The 17,511-nt window shown below is 39.2% G+C and carries 13 protein-coding genes and 3 pseudogenes; 9 read left to right on the top strand and 7 right to left on the bottom strand.

The window, feature by feature from the left end; genetic code table 11:
• Positions 1 to 46 precede the first annotated feature (46 nt).
• Together MSWH1_RS10080 and rsgA are read left to right on the top strand one after the other, a co-directional pair.
• Positions 47 to 1,261 (top strand): lipopolysaccharide assembly protein LapB, encoded by a 1,215-nt coding sequence (locus MSWH1_RS10080; RefSeq protein WP_048128185.1) that lies wholly within the window; start codon positions 47 to 49, stop codon positions 1,259 to 1,261.
• 254 nt (positions 1,262 to 1,515) lie between these two features.
• Positions 1,516 to 2,613 (top strand): ribosome small subunit-dependent GTPase A, encoded by a 1,098-nt coding sequence (gene rsgA, locus MSWH1_RS10075; protein ID WP_048128184.1) that lies wholly within the window; start codon positions 1,516 to 1,518, stop codon positions 2,611 to 2,613.
• A 113-nt stretch (positions 2,614 to 2,726) separates the two neighbouring features.
• Here the strand turns inward: rsgA and MSWH1_RS19145 are convergent, their stop codons facing one another.
• Complete coding sequence (locus MSWH1_RS19145; protein WP_156148144.1) at positions 2,727 to 2,882, bottom strand: hypothetical protein; 156 nt, start codon at positions 2,880 to 2,882, stop codon at positions 2,727 to 2,729.
• 242 nt (positions 2,883 to 3,124) lie between these two features.
• Here MSWH1_RS19145 and MSWH1_RS10070 point away from each other — a divergent pair, with 242 nt between their 5' ends.
• The 3 genes and pseudogenes from MSWH1_RS10070 to MSWH1_RS10050 all read left to right on the top strand — a co-directional run bounded on the left by MSWH1_RS10070 (position 3,125) and on the right by MSWH1_RS10050 (position 6,634).
• Entirely contained in the window at positions 3,125 to 3,658 is a 534-nt protein-coding gene (locus tag MSWH1_RS10070; protein ID WP_048130394.1) for an NTPase, read from the top strand.
• Between the two features lie 357 nt (positions 3,659 to 4,015).
• Positions 4,016 to 5,470 (top strand): annotated as a pseudogene (gene tnpC / locus MSWH1_RS10060) (IS66 family transposase).
• Positions 5,471 to 5,956: 486 nt separating this feature from the next.
• Entirely contained in the window at positions 5,957 to 6,634 is a 678-nt protein-coding gene (locus MSWH1_RS10050; RefSeq protein ID WP_048128175.1) for an HAD family hydrolase, read from the top strand.
• 370 nt (positions 6,635 to 7,004) lie between these two features.
• Here MSWH1_RS10050 and MSWH1_RS19140 read toward each other — a convergent pair whose 3' ends face one another.
• From MSWH1_RS19140 to tnpA, 6 genes and pseudogenes are all read right to left on the bottom strand, one after another.
• Complete coding sequence (locus MSWH1_RS19140; RefSeq protein WP_156148143.1) at positions 7,005 to 7,166, bottom strand: hypothetical protein; 162 nt, start codon at positions 7,164 to 7,166, stop codon at positions 7,005 to 7,007.
• 132 nt (positions 7,167 to 7,298) lie between these two features.
• Complete coding sequence (locus tag MSWH1_RS10045) at positions 7,299 to 8,066, bottom strand: GTPase (protein ID WP_048128173.1); 768 nt, start codon at positions 8,064 to 8,066, stop codon at positions 7,299 to 7,301.
• A gap of 194 nt (positions 8,067 to 8,260) precedes the next feature.
• Positions 8,261 to 10,555, bottom strand: coding sequence for a PAS domain S-box protein (locus MSWH1_RS10040; RefSeq protein WP_082088101.1), 2,295 nt, complete (start codon positions 10,553 to 10,555; stop codon positions 8,261 to 8,263).
• 489 nt (positions 10,556 to 11,044) lie between these two features.
• A pseudogene (locus MSWH1_RS18260) lies at positions 11,045 to 11,599 on the bottom strand (transposase); the annotation flags it as partial.
• A gap of 427 nt (positions 11,600 to 12,026) precedes the next feature.
• Positions 12,027 to 12,299, bottom strand: coding sequence for a DUF5661 family protein (locus MSWH1_RS10030; RefSeq protein ID WP_048128171.1), 273 nt, complete (start codon positions 12,297 to 12,299; stop codon positions 12,027 to 12,029).
• A 200-nt stretch (positions 12,300 to 12,499) separates the two neighbouring features.
• Entirely contained in the window at positions 12,500 to 12,904 is a 405-nt protein-coding gene (gene tnpA / locus MSWH1_RS10025) for an IS200/IS605 family transposase (RefSeq protein ID WP_156148142.1), read from the bottom strand.
• Positions 12,905 to 12,941: 37 nt separating this feature from the next.
• Here tnpA and tnpB point away from each other — a divergent pair.
• The 4 genes and pseudogenes from tnpB to MSWH1_RS10005 all read left to right on the top strand — a co-directional run bounded on the left by tnpB (position 12,942) and on the right by MSWH1_RS10005 (position 17,089).
• Positions 12,942 to 14,054 (top strand): annotated as a pseudogene (gene tnpB / locus MSWH1_RS10020) (IS200/IS605 family element RNA-guided endonuclease TnpB).
• 138 nt (positions 14,055 to 14,192) lie between these two features.
• Positions 14,193 to 14,666 (top strand): nucleoside deaminase, encoded by a 474-nt coding sequence (locus MSWH1_RS10015; protein WP_048128166.1) that lies wholly within the window; start codon positions 14,193 to 14,195, stop codon positions 14,664 to 14,666.
• 493 nt (positions 14,667 to 15,159) lie between these two features.
• Positions 15,160 to 16,461, top strand: a complete 1,302-nt coding sequence (locus MSWH1_RS10010; protein WP_048128165.1) for a phenylacetate--CoA ligase family protein — start codon at positions 15,160 to 15,162, stop codon at positions 16,459 to 16,461.
• 151 nt (positions 16,462 to 16,612) lie between these two features.
• A complete protein-coding gene (locus MSWH1_RS10005; RefSeq protein ID WP_048128163.1) occupies positions 16,613 to 17,089 on the top strand; it encodes a hypothetical protein in 477 nt (158 codons plus the stop codon).
• The last annotated feature ends 422 nt before the right edge of the window (positions 17,090 to 17,511 follow it).

The raw sequence follows: 17,511 nt of genomic DNA, 5'->3' as shown, positions 1-17,511 counted from the left end.
CGGAAAAGGCGTTTAATTCTAATAATCTGAGGTCTAAATTCCATTTATGTCCAGACAAGCCGAAAATTTGTTAAATAGGAATTTAAAGGACATTTCGTCTCTGATTGAAGATAAGAAGTACAAAAAAGCCCTTGAAAAACTTGATAAGGCCGAAAACCTTGCGGGAAAAGCAAAGAGGCAGGATCTTTTATGCCGCGTCTTACTACAAAAGGGAGCGGTCCTGTTTTCCATGGGTAAACCGAATGAGGGCCAGAACCTGTATGATAAAGCCCTGGATATTTTCAGGGCTTCCGATTTAAACGAGGATGAGGATTCGGTTATTCAATCCACCCTTTCGAATACCTTCCGTGAGCTCGCAAGACATTTTAAAATGGCAGAAAGTGTCGAAAATGCAGAAAAGTGTTACATGAATGAAATAAAGGTCTACGAGATTCTTCTGGAGAAAAATCCAGAAGATGATGAACCCAAACTGGAAATTGCCAGAGCTTTCACTGCCATCGGGGATCTATATAAGTATTTTGAACCAGAGGATATGGACCCCGAAACTGAAAGGCAGTATTACGAAAAAATCCTGGATGTAAGGGAAAAAGCATTTGAGCTGCTTGATGATAGTGAGACCTATATATATGGCCTGGCTCATGCTCTTGGAAAACTTGTTGATTTTTATATAATTCAGCAGGACTATGAATCCGCGATTCAACTTCAGGAACGTGTCGTTGAGGTTATGGAGGAACTTATTGATCTTCTGGCAAACTGGAAGGATTTGAAAGCCAAAAGCAATGCCTATGATAAACTGGGCTCCCTTTATGCGAAAGTAGGAAAAGAGGAGCTTGCTGAGGAGCAGTATTCGGAAGCCCTTGAATATTATGTAATGATTTTTGATGATGAAATCTGGCCCCTTTCTGTTAAAATGAGGCTGGCTGCCGAAGTTATGGAACGTGGAAAGACCCTCCTCCTTTCAAAGAAATACGACAGTGCAAAAGAATCCATGGACCTTGCCTTCGATTTCCTTGGAGGAGTAGACAAAGAAGAGCTGAAAGACAGTGTGAAAGAAGCCATGGATCTGGCCTATGTTCTCCTTGGAGAAAGAGATGAAGAAGAGTCGGAAGACTCCGGCTATCTGGCAGAAATGGCTGGAATCTCCGTGGAGTATGCAAAAACTCTCTCAGACCTGAACCGGAATGAAGAAGCAAAGGAGTTTACTGCAAAATCGGAAAAAATATTCAGGAAACTGGTTGAAGAGGGTAATGAAGATTCATAAATTTCCTCCAACATACCCTTCAATTCTTCCAGAAAATCCAGGGTTGGTTTATCGAATTGTTTGGTGAGTACCGGGATTCTCACCAGCCGGCGAAGGAGGGCGGCTTTCTCAAGAAGCAAAAGAGGAAGTGACTATATAAGTGAGTATAATTAGAGAAAAGAGACGTTTACAGATAAAAGAAGTTTGCAGTTGCAATCGGATTGGGTAGATAAAGAATCAATAAACTTATCCATGTAAAATTGATAGTTATATTCATGAATGATCATCGTGAAACGGAAGGTGCAGGTAATAATTGCATTAATCGTATTTCCGGCTGGAATGAAGAGCTTGAATCGGCATTTTCTGCCTACAAAGGTCCCTACATTGCCGGAAGAATCGTATCCCGGCATAAAACGGTCTGTGAGATTCTTATCCCGGGGGCTGTCGTACAGGCAGGAATTTCCGGGGCACTCCTGAGAATTGGCAAACAACCGGTAGTAGGGGATTTTGTCGTTTTACTGGACCAGCCGGAACTGGGCTCGCGCATGATTGTGAATATCCTCCCCAGAAGAACCTGCCTATCAAGAGGGGCGACGGGGGATGGGAGCGGGGAGCAGTTGATTGCTGCAAATCTTGATACCATCTTTATTGTAACTTCTGCGGGAAAAGACCTTAACCTGCGAAGGCTTGAACGGTATCTTACCGTTGTGTATTCATCCGGGGCAAGCCCGGTGATTTTACTGAACAAAATCGACCTTGCGGATGACCCTGCCCTGATGACAGAAAAAATACAGTCCATTGCAGGAGACGTCCCTGTCATTCCCATAAGTGCCCTTTCAAAAGACGGGCTTGATGCACTCAGCCCTTATCTCAATCCCGGGGAAACAGTGGCACTTATAGGTTCCTCCGGTGTTGGAAAATCCACGCTTATAAACGCTTTTTTCGATGAAGTCATCCAGAAAACTGCAGATATCCGAAAAAATGATGAGAAAGGGAGACACACTACCACAGTCCGCCAGATGTTCCTGCTTCCCAACGGTGCAATTGTTATAGACAACCCCGGGATCAGGGAAATACAGCTCGGAGACTCTTCTGACGGCCTTGAAAAAGCGTTTTCCGATATCATTAATTTAGCCCGCAACTGTCGGTTCAAAGACTGCACTCACCATGATGAGCCTGGCTGTGCCGTTCTGAAGGCAGTAAAGGAAGGGCTTATTCCGGAGGAGCGGCTGGACAGCTATCACAGGTTAACCAATGAACTCATATTCCAGTCAAAAAAATCCGAAATCGGCCTGAAGCGGCTTGAGAAAGAAAAATACAGGGAAATGGGAGTAAACATAAAAAAATATCGAAAATTTACGGGAAAACCGTAAGCTGAATGCTCTGCATGAACTCAATCGGATCCCCTGAATTATCTTCCAGAACAAGCTGAAACCCTGCCCTGCTTTCCGATTCTGAAGTTTCAGAAAAAGCCCGTAATATGTCGTTATTCCAGTTTTTCTCCCTCTACATAACACCCAAAATAAGTATTTTGTTCCACTTTTTTAAGGATACTGTTTATACTTTCCAGTGTGGCTTCCATCTTATCCATTCTCTTCTCGATCTCCTGCAGTCTGGCAAGAATTTCCTGGTCTGTGGTCACGATCTCATCTCCTTATAGATCTACTAAAGTTAGCATATTAGAATTATAGGAGTTTTAAGTGTATATTCAGTGTATATTCAGTGTATATTCAATGCATTCAGTATATTCAGTGTATATTCAATGCATTCAGTATATTCTGCAATGTTTTTATAGTCAACGTAAAATGGGTTTCTGGCTGATATATATAAAGTAAGGTCTATTTTTTTTGGAAAATGAAAAAAATACAGGGGGAGAAAAAGACTATGTTGAGAATTGCAGTAACCGGCAGTCCAGGGATTGGGAAATCAACAGTTGTGGCGAAAGCTGCCGAAAAACTTGCAGATCAGCCCGGCTTCAAAATAGGCGGCATCCAGACTGCCGAAATCCGAAAGGAAGGCACAAGAGAAGGCTTTTCAATCCGGGACCTTACAACCGGGAAAAACGGCATCCTGAGCAGTGTCAAGGGGAGTGGACCGAGGATAGGAAAGTACCACGTCAACCTCGAAGACCTTGAAAAGATTGGGGCAAATGCTCTCTGGAGTGCCCTTGACTGTGACTTGATAGTTATCGATGAGATCGGACCGATGGAGCTCAAATCCGAAGCTTTCGTTTCGGCGGTTGAAACAGTCCTGGTATCAGATAAACCGGTTCTTGCAGTGCTTCACCGGTCAAGCAGTCACCAGCTGGCTCAGAAAATACGGGAAGAGTTCCAAGTTTTGACGGTTGATGAGGGGAACCGGGATGAGCTACCTGAAAAAATCGCAAATCGCCTCTTCAGAGAGTTGGAATGGAACTAATCATTCCAGACCGGGGCAGTATTGATTCAATTCCACTTCTGTCCACATGTTCTTCTGCAAACCTGAAGACCTGAAACCATTGCATTGGTCTTCGGTTAAGGAATGACCTCAATCTTGATTTCAGTCTTATGAACTTCGTTTTTTTAGCAAATTATATCAACCAAACTTTTGGGTACATTTTATGGAGATGAGTTTCAAATGTATCAGATTTTTAGTGCGTTGAGGAAGGCTGTGCAATCACAGAAAGGATAATATACAAATAATTGTAACAATTCAGGTAGCCTTTGAAAGGCTACAATTTTTCCTCTTTTCGAGGAAAAATTGCATATAAATTGAATCCTATTTTGTTTCGTTATTATGCTTACACGTGAAGAGATCCTCGTTATCTATGAAGCTGGTCCTGAAGCTGTAATTTCTGTAATCCGGAGACTTGAAACTATCATAGAAGAACAAGCTATTCGAATTGCTGAACTAGAAGAACGTGTAAGGATTTTAGAATCTCGCTTAAATCAAAATAGCAGAAACAGCAGTAAACCTCCTTCTACTGACTTTTTAGTCAAAGAAAAACCTAATCCCAAGAGTCTCCGGAAAAAGAGTGGGAAGAAACCTGGAGGTCAAGAAGGTCATCCAGGCACAACTCTTGATATGGTTAATGATCCTGATTAGGTAATTGAACATTCTTTGACCTGCTGCAAAGAATGTGGACATACTCTTGAGGATGTTGAAGTTGAAGCTTATGAGAGAAGACAAATTTTTGATATTCCTCCTGTAAATCTAATTGTTACGGAACATCGAAGTCAGATTAAGACATGTACTCACTGTGGAAAATCAAATAAAGCTTCTTTTCCAGAATCTGTGAAATATCCCGTCCAGTATGGTCCTAATATTTTAGCTTCAGCAATTTACTGTAAAAACTACCAGCTTATTCCCTACAAAAGGATTTTAGAGTTTTTTGATGACGTTATGGGGATAAAAATCTGTTCTGCTACGATAATCAGAGCAGAAAAAAGAATGCTGCCGGAATTAAGAGGAGTTAGAAAATGTGAGTCAGGAGAGGTTAATAACTTCTCCTGTAATCCATTGTGATGAAACTGGGATGAAAGTTGAAGGAAAAAGGCATTGGCTTCATGTAGCTTCTAATGACAAATACACTGTTATTTTGCTCACTCAAAAAGAGGATCAGAAGCAATTAATGCCATGGGAATTCTTCCAGAGTTTAAAGGAATAGCAGTTCATGACGGATGGAAACCCTATAACAGTTATGAATGTGATCATGCTCTTTGCAATGCTCATCTCCAGAGAGAACTTACTGGAATTGAGGAGAACTATAAACAGCAATGGGCTAAAGAGATGAATGAACTGTTAACAGAAATGAAAAAGTATACTGATGAGTGTAAAGAGCAGGTCAAAGATCTGGACTTTGAGCAAATTAAAGTGTTAGAAGAAAGGTTCGATGCTGTAGTCATGAAAGGGATTGAAGAAAATCCACCTTCTCTAAACCCTGAAAAACAAGGAAAACGTGGTAAAAATCCAAAAACAAAAGCAAGGAACCTACTTGACAGGTTTATAGAAAACAAAAAACAGATCCTGAGATTCCTCAATGACTTGAGAGTTCCGTTTGAGAATAACCAAGCAGAAAGAGACATAAGGATGATGAAATTACAGCAGAAAATATCAGGAACTTTCAGAACTATACAAGGAGCGGAAGCTTTCTGCAGAATTAGAGCTTATATCTCAACCATTAAAAAGAATGGTTTCAATGTTATAGATGCTATTCTCGCGGCGCTCAAAGGAGCGCCGCTATTATTCTGAGAATTTCAGCATTTTGCTGAAAAAACATACTTTTTTATCAGTGGCTGAATAGTTACAAATAATTAATATAATTTTATGGTCAGGAAAGATGTTTTACACCTTAACCGATGACCAATGGAATCCAATTTCGTTAACCCTGGTTTTTACTTATTTTACTAATAATGACCTTTTTTATTCTGGTCGCAGCAATAAGAAGTTTGATACTATCACTTAAACAATTACACCAGATATCAGGATAGAAATTCTCAGCATATTCTTTACATTTTTTTGTAACTGGCCCGAGGTAAACATTTTTATCTTGATCAGACCCTGCATTTTCAGACCCTGCATTTGGATACTTCAATCAGATTAACGAAACACCATTCATATTTATGTGGAAATATAATATAGAATAAAAGAGCGAAATGTCTGACAGAGTTATTATTCAAAATATGGAATTAATCAGGAAGCGATACACAAAAATAAAAATCATAAGGTGTGCAGTTTATGGACATCAAAATAAAATACATTGTTTCAGACTTCAATGGAACTCTTGTGGATGCTATGCCAATTTACACCAGAGTTTTCTGCGATGTAGTGAAACGACAGACAGGGATTGAATCACCTAATGTAGCCGCATATTCCATCGCCGCAACAGGCACACCGTGGGATGAACAATTTTCTCATATTTTGGAACAACATAAACTACCAAAAGATGCAGTGCCAAAACTGATGGACGAATTCTGTACCACCATTTATGATGAAACATATTCACTGTTTCCGAAAACAGAAGCGCTTTTAAAATTATTCAAAACCAAAGGTTACAGGGTGTTCATCACTTCAGGTAGTGGTACTGGACCAATGATGAAGCGTCTGTATGAAGTTGGTATTTTCCCTTACATTGATTGTTTATTAGGATTCGATATTTATAAGAAAGGTCCAAAGCATATTGAAATGCTCGCTGAAAAAGAAGGTTTGTCTTTAAAACAGTTTGCGTTGCAGTCAGTCTATTTTGGGGACGGACCGGGTGATATGCAACTTGCTAAGAACGCAGGACTTTTCGCTATAGGAGTGGCTCAGACGGTGGATCCAGAGCTTCTAAAAGAAGCCGGTGCTGATCTGGTGATTGCGAAAATCGGCGATGCACTGGAGATGGACTGGGAAAAATTGGAAATAAGCATTTGAGAATCATTTCATTGGTCATCGGTTAAGAACTTACTTCCATCTACCAATATTGTTTTTCATTTCACCTTCTTTTTAAATTCCTTGGTCTAGACTATTAATATCAGATTTAGATTATTAATATCAATTATCTAACGTTTAACCAATGACGCTTGGAAATCGTTGCAAATAGTCTTTTGTGCTGTCAGGTGGGTACGGCATCAAAAGTATTGTTTTCTGTACAGGAGATAATTACAGGCCGGTCTCATCCAGGATCAGGGCGTACTGTAGAGCATCCTGTTTTGTCAGAGAAAAGTAAGTTGCCCGAATAAACAGGCCCTATGATTGAAAGCCCCTCATATTTGAAGAGGATACCTTTCTGCTGTATCCTGCTTTATTTCTGGGAAAGCAGGGCTAGCAGAATCACGGAAATTACGATCAAAAGTTTTGAGGTAACCAGAATAAGTTTTTTCCTCAATATCCTTTCTTTTTCTGATTCTTCATATTTTTCCAGTTTATCGTATTTTTCCAGTTTTTGCTCCGGACTTCTGGCCATCCTTCTTGATCCTCACCTTTTTTACTTTAATTTCGTTTTAAAGCTTGAATAATTTTTCCTTTTTCTCCAGGAAAACCGCAACCCGGATTCTGGCTAAATTTTGTTCCTGGATCTGGAGCGTCATCTATTTTTTTAGATTCGGAGCACCCCGGTTTGCCAGTCATTGATTATTCTGGCAACTGCTCTCATTTCATCCACCTCGCCTTTCTTTTGCAGGAAATTACACTGTTTGCCTATTAGTTCAAGTACGGAGTAATCTTTCTGGTCTTCGATTATGATATTATAACAGGACTCAAGGGAAGTTTTGTTTTCGGCAAGCAGTTTTTCTATTATCTTAAGGGCAACACCGAGTGGATCCCGCAAGTGAGTTACATCCTTTATCCCCAGCAGGCCCTGAACATATTCATCGTTTTCATCGAAGGGGATTACTCCCGGAGTATCTATAAACATGATATGTGAACCTGCATCCACATGCTGCACTCCTTTTGTGTGGCCGGATATGGGGGAGGTGCCCGCCCTGTGCCTACCAGTAACGCCATTGATTACGGAGGACTTGCCTACATTGGGATAACCGAGGGTGCCGACGAGGATATCACGTTCTTTTATATTGCAGGCGGAGGCAAGTATCTGGTGCCTTAACATGGTTGTCCCGGACCTGTCCTTGCTGGATATAAAAATCGTAGGGGCAATTTTGGAGAGGTGGGATTTGGTTTTATCAAGTTTTTCTTTTGATACAAGGTCGCACTTATTAATGACTATTATGAAAGGCTTCTTTAAACGGATAATATCCTTTTCAACCTCACTGTTTCGGGTCTCTTTTGGAAACCGGGCATCTATGACCTCAAGAAGGACATCAGCTTTTTTTATAACATCCCTTACCAGAACTTTGTAGCTTGCCATTGAGCTGTGCTATGATGGAGTAAGGATATAAGGATATCTTCATATTCGGGATATATTCATGGGAAACTTTTGTTTCCATAACCTGTGACCAAAGGGGCGAAAACAAATACAAAACAATAAAATGGCACAGTTAGCCATCAAACAATACATCCGGCAAAATCCAGACAATGATTTTTCCAATGATGGTTTCTCAGTTACAGAGTTTCAGATAATAGTTTTTTCGTTCTCTCTTTTAGAACAGGTCCACCTGTCTTCTGTCGAATTACTGGCAGTTCGAATCTAAAAGATGAACCTTCTCCTATTTTACTTTCCACATATATATTGCCGCCATGCATTTCAACATACTTTTTTACCAGGGTTAACCCCAGTCCCGTACCTTCGAAAGTGCGGCTTAGAGATGAATCTATCTGAATGAATGGCTTAAAAATTTTCTCAAGGCTATTCTCAGGAATTCCTATTCCTGTATCTTTGATCATAATAGTTAAAAGGTTGCCTTCCTGCTTTGAAATTACATCAATTGAACCGTCTGCAGGTGTGAATTTTAGGGCATTACTTAACAGGTTTTCCATAATCTGCTGGAACTTTACCTCATCGGCAAATATCCATAATGTTCCATTTTCTGAATGGTAATTTAATTTAATATTCTTTTCATGAGTTTGTGGAAGAATCATTGAGATAACTTTATTAATAGATTCATCGACATAAAATTCTTTCATATTGAGATCTTCATCTCCTGATTCTGATTTTGATAAATCGAGTATGTCGCTGATTATATTGAGGAGGGTTTTTCCACTTGAAGAAATAAACTGGACATACTTGGATTGTTTTTCGTTCAGGGGCCCTGCAATTCCTTCCTTTAACAGGTCTGAAAACCCGAGTATAGAGTTTAAAGGAGTTTTCAGTTCATGACTCATGTTGGTTAAAAACTCGCTTTTTGTGCGGTTTGCCACCTCAGCAGCCGTTTTTGCATTTATTAGAGCCTCTTCTGCTTTTTTTCTAACGGTTATATCCCTTATAACCACGATATTTGCCGGCTGGTTCTGGTAGATTATTTTTGTACCAAGGCCTTCAATCCAGAGAGGCTCCCCTCTGGAAGAGATTGCTTTGTAAACACTGAGGTAGCCTCCCTTATCATTTAGAACATTTATCTGGTCTTCGATTGCAATCGGCAATGATTCGGGAGCAAGATATTTTGCAATGTTTGTACCTGTTACCTCTTTGAGCTCCAGATCGAACATTTTTCCAACGGCAGCATTTGCAGCCAGGATACTGCCTTCAAAATCAAGTATCAATATACCATCGAGAGTGTTGTTCACAAGGGTACGGAAGTTCTCTTCACTTGCTTTCAATGCCTTTTCAGCTTTTTTACGTTCCGTAATGTCCCGAACATACACTATCAGCCTTTCTTCATTGCCCAGTTTGAATATTCTGGTTGCAATTTCAGCTGGAAAGAGCGTACCGTCCTTTTTTTTGTTAATTATCTCGACTGTTTTGTCCCCTGTGGTTTCTTTACTGGTTATTATTTCCGGAATTCTTCTGGTAAAGTTCTCAGGAAGAAGATCAGCTATATCCCGCCCCAGGATCTCCACTTTATCGTACCCGTAAATTCTGCAGGCGGCATCATTACAGTCAACAATTTCTCCACTAATTGTTCCTATTAATATGCCGTCAATTGAGAGGTCTACAACCCGTTTGAATTTTTCTTCCGATTCTGCAAGTTTCCTTTCTGTCTTCTTGCTGGCAGTGATATCATAGACGTTTATAAAAAAAAGTTCTTTACCTTTAACGTTTATTGTATTGACATACATCTCTACATGCCTTATTTCTCCACTGGCAAGTTTATGGCAGGAATAGAAGTGACCTTTCTTTTCAGAAAAAACTTGCTGGCTAATTACTCTATTTCTTTCCTGAGAGAATGTGTTAATATCAGTGATTTTTTTTGCAGTTACCTCTTCATAAGTATACCCATAGTAAGCGCATGCAGGATTGTTTGCATCGACAATACGGTAATTGAACGGATCTACGAGAAGTGTGACAGCCGGGCTGTTGTTAAAAAGTTGTTTATATCTGTTCTCGCTTTCCTGCAGAGCTTCATAATTCTTTTTTATCCTGATTAGAGACTTTATCCTTGTTTTAAGCTCAAACCTATCTATTGGCTTGTTAATAAAATCATCAGCTCCGCATTGAGTTGCTCTTATTTTATTTGGCTTCTCAATAAGTCCGGAAATTATAATTATAGGTATGAACCTGTAGACAGGATCATTTTTTAGTATGCTGCATATCTCATAACCATCACTTACAGGCAACATCAAGTCTAATAATATCAAATCCGGAAGTTCAGTTTTCACAAGTTCAATGGCTTCTTTTCCGGTATATGCAGGAATTGGAAAATATTCATCTTCAAGCTGCAAACATAGTAATTCTACCTGGTCTCTTTCGTCGTCCACGATGAGAACTTTTGGTTTATCGGAAGTATCCAATTCTATCATCTTGAGTACCCATTTTTAATGGTTTTTGTAACAATCTGGAAAATATTATACAGATTTACGATCTGTATGATTCTAACTTATATAATATATTTACTATCACAGATTTAAAAAATTATTTACATTAACTCATTTTTCCATTATAATTGATGTTAAGTTCAGATTTATTAGGTATATTATAATAGGTTATAGTCATCTTATTTTATTTTTATGCCATTTTTTTTTCTTTGAATTACCAGTCTAAATCCTGGTATAACATAATTAAATAATAACTATTGTCTTTATAATATAAGTTATAATCTAGGCGTGATTTTTGTACATAATTCATCCTGTTTTCCTTTCAACTGGTTTTCAGGGGCAGGAATGAAACCACGGAAGATTGGACTGAAAGACTGGTTGAAACTGAAATTGGTAAAAAAATTGAATACTTTGAAATTGAATACTTTGATTTTCAAAATCATGTCAAAAATTGAAAGTTAGCTTTAGAATTAATAAACCTAAACTTTCCTTGAAATAAGTCTTATCGATTAACAGGTAAGGGATTTCATGTTCTATTCGCTTTGAGAGGAATTCTTCAACCTTTTCATCCAGTTCTTTAGTAATTCTGGATACAGAAGAGGCTGAGATTTCTCTTATGCCTATAGCAGTCATGATCTTTTTCACCCGTTGGGTGGAAACTCCTTGCAGGTAAGATTAGGCTACAGCGGCTAAAATGGTCTTTTCAACTCTTGTATATTTCTCAAAAATCTAGGTTTCAAAGGGAAACTCCGGAATTGAAGCTTAAATAATTTGAGTTTCCCATGCTTGGTCAGGAGAGTTCGGGGTTTGTATCCATTTCTGCTTTACGTGAATCCGTCCTCTCATAACGTTGTGCACCAGCCTGGAGGAAGGTTTCCTCCTCCATTACAAGGCTTAAAAATACCAGGTAATTAGCTGGCGAATTCCATCTTCCTGATCGACAAGATAATCTTTTATGAGTGGGAATAAATTAACCATTGACTCTGCATCCTCTTTTTTTGTGGTGAAAGGAAAAGGATATAGAGTCAGTCATATTTTACAGAACTTTCGCTATACTGCCACCAAAATTTTAAGTGTAAACTAAATAAACTTCATGCGTCTTCGGTTAAGGAATTTTCTTGCCTGTATGCTATCGATTTTAGAGCAAAATTAATCTTAAATTTCGAACACCGAAACTAAAATCGATATCTTGTTCCAACTTCAGATCAATATATGTTTTCGAGATATATCGCAGAAATAGGGCAATTTATCATGATTATCTCTTAACCGAAGACGCATGAAATAAACTTAAATAGAAACTTAAATAGAAACTTTAATAGAAACTTAAATAGAAAATTAAATAGAGAAAATTAAATAGAGAAAATTAAATAGAGAAAATTAAATAGAGAAAATTAAATAGAGAAAATTAAATAGAGAAAATTAAATAGAAAAAATTATGTTTTTTAAAGCCCGGTGTTCAGTCTTTTTCCCAGAATTCCTCAGCTTCTTCTTCCATTTCTTCCAGCCTGTCGTAATAGTCCGGAAACTCGTTAAGATGAGCCAGAGCAATCTTTCCTGTCATTATGGGGTCGTCGTTCGTAACGTTTGTTGCGGGGTCTATGGTCCCATGTTCCAGCTCTACGTCCATACCTCTGCGGAACTGGTCGACATCGAATTTATCCCATTTTAGTCCCAGTTGTTCCCCAACTGCCTTTGCTTCTTCAGCGGTAAAACTTTTGGTTGTCAACATTATCACTCTAAGTAATGTTTTGATTTGTTTTCGTACTTAAGGTTTGTCCTGTAAAATGTCCTTTTTTTATTTATCCTTTTACAGGAGGGTTTTACCCTTTAGTAAAAAGGCATGTTATATCATTAAAAGATATGTACTATCTTTATATGAAGAAGCGTAAAACCCCTGAGTCTTTAGCTCAGGGGATATAAGCGTCAACTTCAACCCTGATTTCGTATGTAATATTCTGCCGCCTCTTTACTAACATTTCCGATAGTAGACGCAAAATAACCATCACTCCATAACGTATTCTCACCCCAATAATACTTTTTCAGATATTCTTTTTGAGTTTTCCATAACCTGTTAGTATATTCTTGTTTCAATTTTCTGACAATTGACAAAACGCTAACTTTCGGCTCACTCTTGATCAAGAAATGAATATGGTCTTTGTCAGTTTCCATTTCAAGGATTTCAAAGTTAGACTCTTTTGAAATGTCAATCCTAATCTGTTTGAGTTCTTCGCTAATTGGTTCAAGTATGACTTTTCGGTATTTGCAAACAAAAATAACATGGTACATTAACAAAAATTTGCTATGATTCCGTGTTTCATACTTCGTATTTACCAAAAAGTATGTATGTTGTTAAAGCATATTACGCCTTTGTATGATGCAAGCGTTCAAATTTAGACTCTATCCTACAACTACACAAGCTATTCAATTGAATCAGCATATAGGTAGCTGTAGATTTGTCTATAATTGGGCACTTGACCAGAAAATTAAAACTTATGAGCAGACAGGGGAATCAATTTCCAGATTTGACTTAAACAAATTAATTCCTACTCTAAAGGCTTCTAATGAGTGGTTAGGAGAAGTTAACTCTCAATCATTACAGGGGATGACTAAGCAGGTTGAATCCGCTTTCACTAGATTCTTTTGAGAGAAAACAGGGTTTCCAAAGTTCAAATCAAAAAAGAATCCGATACAGTCTTTTCCTGTACCTCAACACTACACTGTAAACTTTGAAACTAATACTATCAAGCTTCCTAAAATAGAACCAATTAAAGCAGTTCTTCACAGGAAGTTTGAAGGAGAGCCTAAAACGGCTACGGTATCAAGGACATGTAAAGGACATTACTACATCAGTATCCTTGTTGAAGATGGAAAAGAACTTCCAGTAAAGGAAGCTTTCACAGAATCAACAACAGTAGGAATTGATGTAGGTATCAAAGACTTTGCTGTCCTTTCAACAGGAGAAAAGGTTGAGAATCCAAAGTACTTGAAAAACTCTCTTAAAAGGCTCAAAGTATTACAGAAAAGAGTCTCAAGGAAACAGAAAGGCTCTAAGAACAGGGCAAAAGCTAAACGAAGACTTGCTGTACTCCATGACAAAATAACAAATCAGAGAAATGACTTCCAGAACAAACTCTCTTTTAGACTTGTTAGCGAAAACCAAGCTGTAGCTCTGGAAACTCTAAATGTTAAAGGCATGGTTAAGAATCATCACTTAGCACAGGCTATAAGTGATTCTGCGTGGAGTAGTTTTGTAACAAAGTTGGAATATAAGGCTCAATGGTTTGGAAAAACCGTCCTGAGAATAGGACAATTTGAACCCTCTTCTAAGCTATGTAGTGTGTGTGGATACCACAATAAAGAGCTTCAGCTAAAAGACAGAGAATGGATTTGTCCAGACTGTAAAACCAAACACCATAGAGACATTAATGCCGCTATTAATATCAAAAAATTCGCACTCATAGATCAGAATCTAATTGGATTATGACACCGTAGGGACTACGGGGATGAGCTTGGGGACTTGCCCTCAATAGAGGGAGGAATGAACCAAAAAGCCACTCAGTCTTTAGCTGAGTGGTAGTTCACATTTATCATCTACATGAAAATAGGAATGAAGGAGCGACACATGTCTAAAAAAGATTTTTTGTTTATGAAACGTGCTATTGAACTCTCCCTCAAAAGTATAACAAGAGGGGGAGGACCATTTGGGGCAGTGATTACGAAAAATGGGGAAATAGTTTCTGAAAGCTGCAACCAGGTCACCGTGCTTAATGATCCGACCGCCCACGCAGAGATCAGTGCCATAAGAGAGGCAGCCCGGAAACTGAATACCTTTAATCTTAGCGGATGTGAGATCTACGTTTCCTGCGAGCCCTGCCCTATGTGCCTTGGGGCCATTTACTGGGCAAGGATAGATAGAGTTTTCTTTGCCAGCACAAGGTCTGATGCTGAAAATATCGGCTTTGATGATTCCTTCATATACAAGGAAATTTCATGTTCTCCACAGGAACGAAAAATTGAATTCCGGCAGCTCCTCAAGGAAGAGGCATTGGAGGCTTTTAAGGTATGGGAAGAAACTGAGAATAAGGTTGAATACTAATGCTTTTCGGCCGTCATCATTTAAAAAACGTTAGCAAGAAGTGTTATGAAATATTCAATTCTATTGAAGAGATTCCAGATAATTATAGGGTTGCGTACAATGGGATCTGTAGGTTGATATGTTCTGATGTGATATCGTAGACAAAGAAAGATTATTTAAAACCGATAGTTGTTTAACTAATTTTTGTTATAATTTGTTTACTTATTTCAACAAACGGCGTTTCATTTTTAAGAATATCCGTCTGAATGGATTACTTTAAACCCACTAAGTTTACTAACCTTCCCAATCCAAACAGTTCACTCAACAATATTTATATGTGGGAAGGATTACAGTACAGAAGGATTTTTTCAAACATTGTATATTACTCATAGGATCACTTAAAATATCATGACATGTAGAGTCATAGCACGAGTAGGTTTAGCACGAATAGAGTAGTTCATAGCAACATTTGAATCTAAAAAATGGTTTCACAAATCAAAAGAAGGTCCTTTTAATGAAATACTGGCAGCCGAAATATGAAACAATGGATCCCAAAGAAACGAAGAGACTACAGCTGAAACGCCTGCAACACAGTGCAAAGCTGGTCTATGACAACGTTCCCTTCTACAGGCAGAAATTCAAAGAGGCTGGAGTCGCTCCCGAGGACATCAAGACCCTTGAGGACGTCCGGAAGCTGCCTTTCACACGCAAAACAGACCTTCGGGACAACTATCCATTCGGGCTGTTTGCTGCAAAGAAAGAGGATATCGTGCGCATTCATGCTTCCTCAGGGACCAGCGGGAAGCCCACGGTTGTTGGATATACTGCAAAGGACATTGAGACTTGGTCGGACCTGATCGCTCGAAGCCTTACGATGATAGGGCTTACAAAAGGCGACGTTATACAGAATTCCATGAACTATGGCCTCTTTACCGGGGGAATGGGCTTCCACTACGGTGTAGAGAGGATGGGAGCCCTGGTCGTGCCGGCAGCGACAGGCAACACCGCCCGGCAGCTTGAAATGATGATCGATTTCGGGGTAACTGCGGTCCACTGCACCCCCTCCTACGCTTTCTACCTCGCAGAAACTGCAGAAGAGCTAGGTCTCATAGACAAACTTTCCTTAAAAGCAGCCATCTTCGGCGGCGAACCCTGGTCGGAAAACACGCGGAAACAGCTTGAAAAACGCCTGAACCTCAAAGCCTATGACTGTTACGGCCTCTCCGAAATGCTCGGTCCTGGTGTCGGCTTCGAGTGCCAGGAACAGAACGGTCTGCACATCTGGAGCGACAACTTCTTCGTCGAAGTTCTGGACGAAAACGGAGAACAGGTCTCTGAAGGCGAAAAAGGTGAACTCGTCTTAACTTCCCTCAACAAGGAAGGTTTATGCAACATAAGATACCGCACAGGTGACATGACCCGCCTCCTTGAGTCCGAATGCGACTGCGGCAGAACAACAACCAGGATCTCACGCCTGCTCGGCAGGGTAGACGACATGATGATCGTCCGTGGAATCAACGTCTTCCCCTCCCAGATCCAGGACGTTATCTCAAGAATCCCACAGGTCGGTGAACAATTCCAGCTTATCCTTAACCGCAATAAACACATGCTTGACGAGCTCACAATCGAAGTCGAACTTGAAGATAATGCTTTTACCGGCGATCTCAAAGACCTCAAAGCCATCCAGAACCACGTCCAGCACGAACTCAAAGCCGTCCTGAACATCCGCACAAACGTCGAATTGCTGGAGAAAGGCAGCATCGAAAGGACCGCAGGAAAGGCAAAGAGGATTATTGACAGGCGGGCAGAACTCTGAAATAAATTCATACTTAAATGCTTAAAACTGGAAACTTGTTTACAGTTTCCGGTAACTTTTTTATTCGAATTCATTAAAGAGAAAAGGTTAGATACTCCTTACAAGGCAATCTGTTCTATAAATTCATAGATTATTTTGTACAGGTATATTGATGAAACTGGAATCATCCCACCACTCAAAAATAGAAGAGATAATTACTCTTCTTGAACTGTCAAATGATTGTACTATTGCATTTGTAAACTGTAATGAACCTATTTTGTGCAATTTAGTTTGCGATGAAATTTTAGAGCGAGTAGGTGACAGAATTTACATTGATAAACTGAGAATGGATGAAGATTCGACAAATCTGTTTCACCTGTTAAAAGAAAAAGCGGAATTAGATGCCTATAAGTTCAACAAATCCCAGAATAAAATAGTTGCAGTTTTTGTGCTCGGGTTTGATAAAGCAATAAGAAAGAAAAACAAAAACGGAAAATCTGAAACGTTATTTCTTCTAAACATGCTGAGAGAGAATTTACTGGAATTCGAGTACCCAATAATTATCTGGATTAACAATTCTTCACTCAAATTGATCCTCAAAGAAGCACCTGATTTTTTCTCATGGAGAACAACTGTTTTTGATTTTTGATGTAAAGTAAATAGATCCCAGTATATATTTTATGTTGAAAAGTTAGACAATCAGTTTCCGACTATTTTGTATAATTTAATCTTCACCAGAATATCCTTATTATTTCATCAAACGTGTCTTGTCACGCTCGACGCAGGAGAGCGGCCTTTCCTTGAAGTCTGCAAAAAAGCTGAAATTCCTGAATTTTATCAAATGAAGCCCTGAAAAAAGTTGAAGCTTGAAAATAATTCTTATCAACCGTTCTAAATAACAATATTTATTTTACCTGCCTCCAATGTCAGAAAAGAAATTGGAGTAGTTTCATGGATCCGGCTATTCTTGCCCATCAAGCAGCAGATATTCTTGTTCCCGCCTTATCTGCCCTATACATTGCAGGAAAACCTCTCGCAGACAAAGGGACAGACGTTCTTGGAGATATGCTC

It is taken from the genome of Methanosarcina sp. WH1, from assembly GCF_000970005.1.
GTDB lineage: Archaea > Halobacteriota > Methanosarcinia > Methanosarcinales > Methanosarcinaceae > Methanosarcina.
This window is presented reverse-complemented; position numbering and strand designations above follow the sequence as displayed.